This window comes from Pseudoalteromonas sp. BSi20652 (assembly GCF_000239855.1).
In the GTDB taxonomy this organism is placed as follows: domain Bacteria; phylum Pseudomonadota; class Gammaproteobacteria; order Enterobacterales; family Alteromonadaceae; genus Pseudoalteromonas.
Genome location: NZ_BADT01000091.1, coordinates 63,796 through 70,229, shown reverse-complemented (window position 1 = coordinate 70,229; position 6,434 = coordinate 63,796). Strand labels below are relative to the sequence as shown.

General features: G+C 38.2%; 5 protein-coding genes. All 5 read left to right on the top strand.

The genetic code is table 11. The features are described from left to right. Positions 1-145 precede the first annotated feature (145 nt). The 5 genes from P20652_RS10465 to P20652_RS10485 all read left to right on the top strand — a co-directional run bounded on the left by P20652_RS10465 (position 146) and on the right by P20652_RS10485 (position 6,396). A complete protein-coding gene (locus P20652_RS10465) occupies positions 146-418 on the top strand; it encodes an STAS domain-containing protein (protein ID WP_008168201.1) in 273 nt (90 codons plus the stop codon). An 8-nt stretch (positions 419-426) separates the two neighbouring features. Further along, on the top strand, positions 427-789 hold the full coding sequence (locus P20652_RS10470) for a response regulator (RefSeq protein ID WP_008168200.1): 363 nt from the start codon (positions 427-429) through the stop codon (positions 787-789). Between the two features lie 280 nt (positions 790-1,069). Then, entirely contained in the window at positions 1,070-3,160 is a 2,091-nt protein-coding gene (locus P20652_RS10475; protein WP_008168199.1) for a chemotaxis protein CheA, read from the top strand. Beyond that, a complete protein-coding gene (locus P20652_RS10480) occupies positions 3,157-3,642 on the top strand; it encodes a chemotaxis protein CheW (protein WP_008168198.1) in 486 nt (161 codons plus the stop codon). Before P20652_RS10475 ends, P20652_RS10480 begins: the two co-directional genes overlap by 4 nt. Before the next feature lie 54 nt (positions 3,643-3,696). After that, positions 3,697-6,396 (top strand): methyl-accepting chemotaxis protein, encoded by a 2,700-nt coding sequence (locus P20652_RS10485; RefSeq protein ID WP_008168197.1) that lies wholly within the window; start codon positions 3,697-3,699, stop codon positions 6,394-6,396. Positions 6,397-6,434 lie beyond the last annotated feature (38 nt).

Below are 6,434 nucleotides of genomic sequence, written 5' to 3'. Positions count from 1 at the left end.
TTTACCAATTTTTAAAAGGAGCTTTAGGCTCCCTTTTTTGTTTTTTTAGCAGCAATTTAAATTTAATTAAGCATTTTATGGCAATTTTAATAACTAGAGCTAAGCTTTTGTTATAAGTTGAATTGACAGGGAATAAGCGTGCTAAATGCTAAAACTTCCGAGTGAACTTGTTATTACGCAAGTTGAAATATTACATCAAGATTTACTACAAGAACTAAACAGCAACGATGATATATGTCTTGATATTAGCGGTGTGATTTCTGCTGATACGGCTTCAGTTCAACTTTTATGCGCCTTACAAAAGCACTTATTTATTATACAGCACAAAATAATATGGGTCGGCAGTAGTGAGGCTTTAACGCATGCAATCAAGCAACTTGGCTTGAGTAAGTACTTAACAATCGAAAGTAAAAGTTAGGGGTTTATATGAAAAGAATTTTAGCGGTTGATGATTCAGCATCTATGCGTCAGATGGTGGGCTTTACATTAAAAACAGCAGGGTTTGATGTGACTGAAGCAAAAGATGGCAGTGAAGCACTCGCTATTGCTAAACAGCAAGGTTTTGATGCCGTTATTTCAGATGTAAACATGCCAATAATGGATGGAATTACATTAATACGAGAGTTGCGCACTTTACCTAATTATAAATTCACACCACTGCTGATGCTTACGACAGAATCGGGTTTAGATAAAAAAATAGAAGGTAAGGCTGCTGGAGCAACAGGTTGGATTGTAAAACCTTTTAACCCCGATCAGCTACTAGCGGTAATTAAAAAGGTTATTCGCTAGGGCATGTTTATCTTTCGAGGTTAAATTTACAGCAGTGTGTTTGGTATTTAGGCAAGGCAGAGCCTATGTAGTGTGGTTATTTCCCATAAATAGGCGATAACGCAGCATAAATGCCAAACATGCATTGCTCGAAGGGTTCTGCCTAGGGGCAATTTACTCTTTGTTACTCGGTTTTTACTTAGCCCACTAGGTTACAAACCTCGTGCCGCGATTAAATAGCCCCTAGATTGAACAAATTTTAATCCTGAAAGATAAGCAGGCCCTGATAAAGGAGCGCCGTGTGAGTATAGATTTAAGTCAATTTTTTGAAGTTTTCTTTGAAGAGAGTTTTGAAGGCCTAGATACCATGGAAGCTGAGCTTTTAAATTTAGTTCCAGGTGAGGAAGATTTAGAAACTATCAACACTATTTTTAGAGCTGCTCACTCTATTAAAGGGGGGAGTGGCACTTTTGGCTTTAGCTCCGTTGCTGATTTTACTCATGTACTGGAAACACTATTAGATCAAATTCGCCAAGGTGAGCGCAAACTTAGCAATGAGCATGTTAATTTATTACTCAAAGCCGTTGATTGCTTACGTTCTTTACTTGCTGCACTTAAAGGTGAACAAGAACCTGATTTAACTGAAGCCGATTTGTTAAAAGTACAATTTGAATATGTATTAGGTCTCAAAGAGGACAACCAGGAGCATAAGTCTCCAAACCAAGAAGAGCAAAGCAGTAGCAATACCTATCAAATAGACTTTAAGCCTCATCATCATTTATTCAAAACAGGGAATGAGCCTCTGTATATGATTAGTGAGCTTGAAGAATTAGGCGAGCTAGAAACCACGGTTTTTTATGATGAAGTTCCTGATATTAAAGATTTAAGTAGCGATGAATGTTTTTTACATTGGCGCTTTTTTTTAGATACTAGTCATGATGAAAAAGCCATAAAAGAAGTGTTTGAATGGGTTGAAGACGATGCAGATATAACGATTGAGTTATGCGGAGGTCTATTTAGTAATGATAAACAAGCCTTGCCTAATCAAGATTGTGTACAAAAAATAACTGCTGCCAACCCTTTGGAGCCTACAAAGGAAATTGAGCCACCAAGTAAGCCAAAGCCACCCAGTGCTAATAAAGATAAAAAACCCGCGAGTACACCGGAGTCCACTTCTATTCGTGTTGGTATTGATAAAGTTGATTCGCTGATAAATATGGTTGGTGAACTTGTTATTACGCAAGCTATGCTTAATCAGCTTAGCGATCAAGAAATCACACCGGCCACAATTACTTTATTACAAGAAGGGCTTGCACAACTTGCACATAATACCCGTGATTTACAAGAAAACGTAATGCGCATTCGCATGCTCCCCATTAATTTTGTATTTAGCCGTTTTCCGCGTTTGGTTCGTGATATAGCGCAAAAGCTCAATAAGCAGGTTGAGCTAAAGTTGATTGGAGAGCAAACCGAGCTTGATAAAACAGTAATGGAAAAAATATCCGATCCTATGGTGCATTTAGTTAGAAATTCACTCGATCATGGTTTAGAAACCGTTGAGCAAAGAATGCTTGCTGGCAAAGATCCTGTCGGCACTGTGACTTTAAATGCGTTTCATCAAGGTGGAAATATAGTCATTGAAATAATGGATGATGGGCAAGGGTTAAATACAAAAAAAATCAAAGAAAAAGCCATCGATAACGAATTAATTTCAGCAGATAGCCAACTCAGTGATGATGAAATAAATGAGCTTATTTTTATGCCCGGCTTTTCAACAATGGATGAGGTAAGTGACTTATCTGGGCGTGGTGTAGGAATGGACGTTGTTAAACGAAATATCCAATCTTTAAATGGCTCAGTAGAAGTCACTTCTGCGCCCGGCGTTGGCTCTACGTTTACCATTAGATTACCGCTTACGCTTGCCATTTTGGATGGACAGTTAGTTAAAGTGGCTCAGCATACCTATATTATTCCGCTAATTTCTATTGTCGAATCGCTGCAAATTGATATCGCTAAAGTCAGTAGAGTGGGTAAAAACCTCGATGTGCTAAGACTTAGAGATGAATACATCCCTATTTTAAGGCTCTACGATATTTTTAATCATAAAAATGCCATTGAATCACTCGATAAAACACTGCTTGTTGTTGTGGAAACTGATAATCAGAAGGTGGGTTTATTAGTTGATGACTTACTGTCTCAGCAGCAGGTTGTGATTAAAAGTTTGGAGGCTAATTATCATAAAGTTGATGGCGTATCGGGTGCCACTATTTTAGGTGATGGGCGTGTATCGCTGATTGTTGATATTAGCGGCTTAATAAAACTTTCGGGTTTAAAAAAACCAGGTAGTCAAGAGTTGGTTATTGAACCACAAGCCACGCTGGAGGCGATATGAGCTCTGATCAAAGTCAGTTAAATAATCAACTCAATCTTCAGCAACAGCAAGGCGTAAAACAGTTTTTAACGTTTATTATGGCTGATGAAGAATATGGCGTAGATATTTTAACAGTACAAGAAATTCGCAGTTGGGAAGAAATTACAGTACTACCCAATGCACCTGAATTTGTAAAAGGTGTTATTAATTTACGTGGAACAATAGTACCAATAATTGATTTACGATTGCGCTTTGGATTACCAAGTGCCGAATATGGACCATTAACAGTTGTTATTGTTGTCAAAATAGAATTTGAGCAAGGGAGTAAAATTATAGGCGTTACTGTTGATGCCGTTTCTGATGTTTACAGTATTGCAGAGCAAGAGGCTAAAGCGGTACCAAACATTTCTGACTCAAGTAACTGTGAATATGTAGCTGGTTTAGTCAATGTGGGTGAAAAAATGGTGGCGTTAATCGATCTGCAAAAAACAATGAATATTTAGTTTGTAGTGCAACTAAATAAAGTAATAAAAATAAACTTAAAGGTGGTGATGAGCATGGGGTGGTTTAGTAATCCAAAGCAGTCAGAATCAAGTAATGATTTAATTGTAAGCGCATTAAATAAGGCATTAGCTGTAATTGAGTTTGAACCAAGCGGAAAAATAATAACCGCTAATGCTAATTTTCTCAGCGTGATGGAATATCAATTAGAAGAGGTTCAAGGACAGCATCATTCTTTATTTATTGAACACGATGAGGCTCAAAGTAACGACTATAAAAACTTTTGGCAACGCTTGCGTAATGGTGAGTTTATTTCAGATGAGTTTAAACGCTATACAAAAAATGGCAAAGAAGTGTGGATTCAAGCTACTTATAATCCTATCGTAAATTCAGAAGGAAAAGTCTTTAAAATTGTAAAATTTGCCACCGATGTTACTGAGCAAAAGTTAATAGCAGCAGAAGCTTCAGGGCAAATTAGTGCTATAAGTAAATCTCAAGCGGTTATCGAATTTAATCTAGATGGTACTATTATTGATGCTAATGATAACTTTTTGAATGCGCTTGGCTACCAGCGTAGCGATATAAAAGGACAGCATCACAGACTATTTGTTGAACAAGAATATGCTAACAGTATTGAGTATAAAGAATTTTGGGCTAAGCTCGGGCGTGGTGAATTTGATTCAGGGGAATATTTAAGAATAGGAAAACAGGGGCAAGAGGTGTGGATACAGGCCTCTTACAATCCTATTTTTGATATGAATGGTAAACCATTTAAAGTGATTAAATACGCAACTGATATTACTGAACAAAAAGAGCTTGAAAAAGCATCTCGCAAAGCTGCGGATTTAGCGAGTGCACTAAAAGTATGCCAAGCTAATGTAATGATTGCAGACGAAGACCTTAATATAGTATTTGTGAACGACCGAGTTAAAACAATGCTCAAGGCACGAGAGAGTGAATTACAAACGGTATTACCGAGTTTCTCTGTCGATAATTTACTAGGGACTTGTGTTGATGATTTTCATAAAAAAGCATCACATCAACGTGAGTTGCTAAAAAACTTAGAACAACCACATAAAGCCGAATTGCGTTTAGCTGGGCTTATTTTTACGTTAATAGCTTCGCCGTGGATAAGCCATGAAGGTAAAAAGCTTGGGACGATAGTTGAATGGGAAGACATAACAGAAGCGGTTAAAAAAGCTGAGTTAGAACAAGCTGAAGCGCAAGAAAACCTACGTGTGCGTCAAGCGTTAGACACTGTTGCGACTAATACTATGATTGCGGATGCATCTAACATTATTGTGTATATGAATTCTGCCGTTAAAAATATGATGAGTATTGCTGAAAACGATTTACGAAGAGACCTTCCTAATTTTGATAGTACTAATCTGATAAATCAGAATATTGATATATTCCACAAAAACCCTGCACACCAGCAAAATTTACTCGCTAAATTAACAAGCACCTACAGTGCTGAAATTAAAGTGGGTGGGCGTACGTTTGGTCTAGTTGCTAATCCTATAATGACCCCTGAGCACGAAAGAATAGGCACCGTGGTTGAGTGGGAGGATAGAACCGCTCAGGTTGTAATTGAAAAAGAAATTGCTGAACTTATTACCGCTGCAGGTGAGGGTAAGCTAGATACAAGAGTAATTGAAGAAGAAAAAGAAGGGTTCTTCTTACGCTTAGCTCAAGGATTAAATAGCTTAGTTAAAATAGTTGATGATGCAGTTTCAGACACTGGCAACATGCTTGATGCATTGGCAAGCGGTGATTTATCAAAACGAATTGAGAAAGATTATAAAGGCTCATTTGATAAGCTTAAACGCGACGCTAATACTACGGCAGATAAGTTAACGGAAGTGATTAATCGCATAAATTCATCGGCAACGCTTGTAGCAAGTGGCGCAGAAGAGATATCTCAAGGTAATGCTGATCTTAGCCAGCGTACAGAAGAGCAAGCTTCGTCGCTTGAAGAAACAGCATCAAGCATGGAAGAAATGACCAGCACCGTTCGCCAAAATGCAGATAATGCAAAAGTGGCAAGCGATTTAGCAGAAGAAACCTGCGATAAAGCCATTCAGGGTGGCGAAGTGGTTAATCGGGCGGTGACGAGTATGTCGGCAATTAATGAATCGAGCAAAAAAATTGCAGACATTATCGGTGTAATAGACGAAATAGCGTTTCAAACGAACTTATTAGCGCTTAATGCCGCAGTAGAGGCAGCAAGAGCGGGTGAACAAGGGCGAGGTTTTGCGGTTGTTGCAGGCGAAGTACGTAACTTAGCACAACGCTCTGCAGGCGCAGCTAAAGAAATTAAAGAGTTAATAAGAGACAGTGTTGATAAGGTTGCTGATGGCTCTCGATTGGTAAATGAGTCAGGGGATACACTGAAAGAAATTGTAATATCGGTACAAAGAGTTACGCAAATGATTTCTGATATTACAGAAGCATCTGAAGAACAAAGTTCGGGTATTGAACAAGTTAATACAGCGATTTCACAGATGGATGAAATGACACAGCAAAATGCTGCTTTAGTAGAGCAAGCCTCAGCTGCAGGTGAGTCTATGGCTGAGCAAGCTAATGAGATGCGTAGATTGCTCAACTTTTTCTCTATAGGTCAGCAAGAAATGACAATGATTTCCTCTACCATACGAACGCCTGAGTTATCTCATAAATCACAAAATAGTTTTGTTCGAAATAAGCCCAGAGGTGACAACTTTGTAGACTCTGCTGATGAGTGGGAAGAGTTTTAATAACTAATCTTTTTATGTCTCATTGAAATAATCAATAG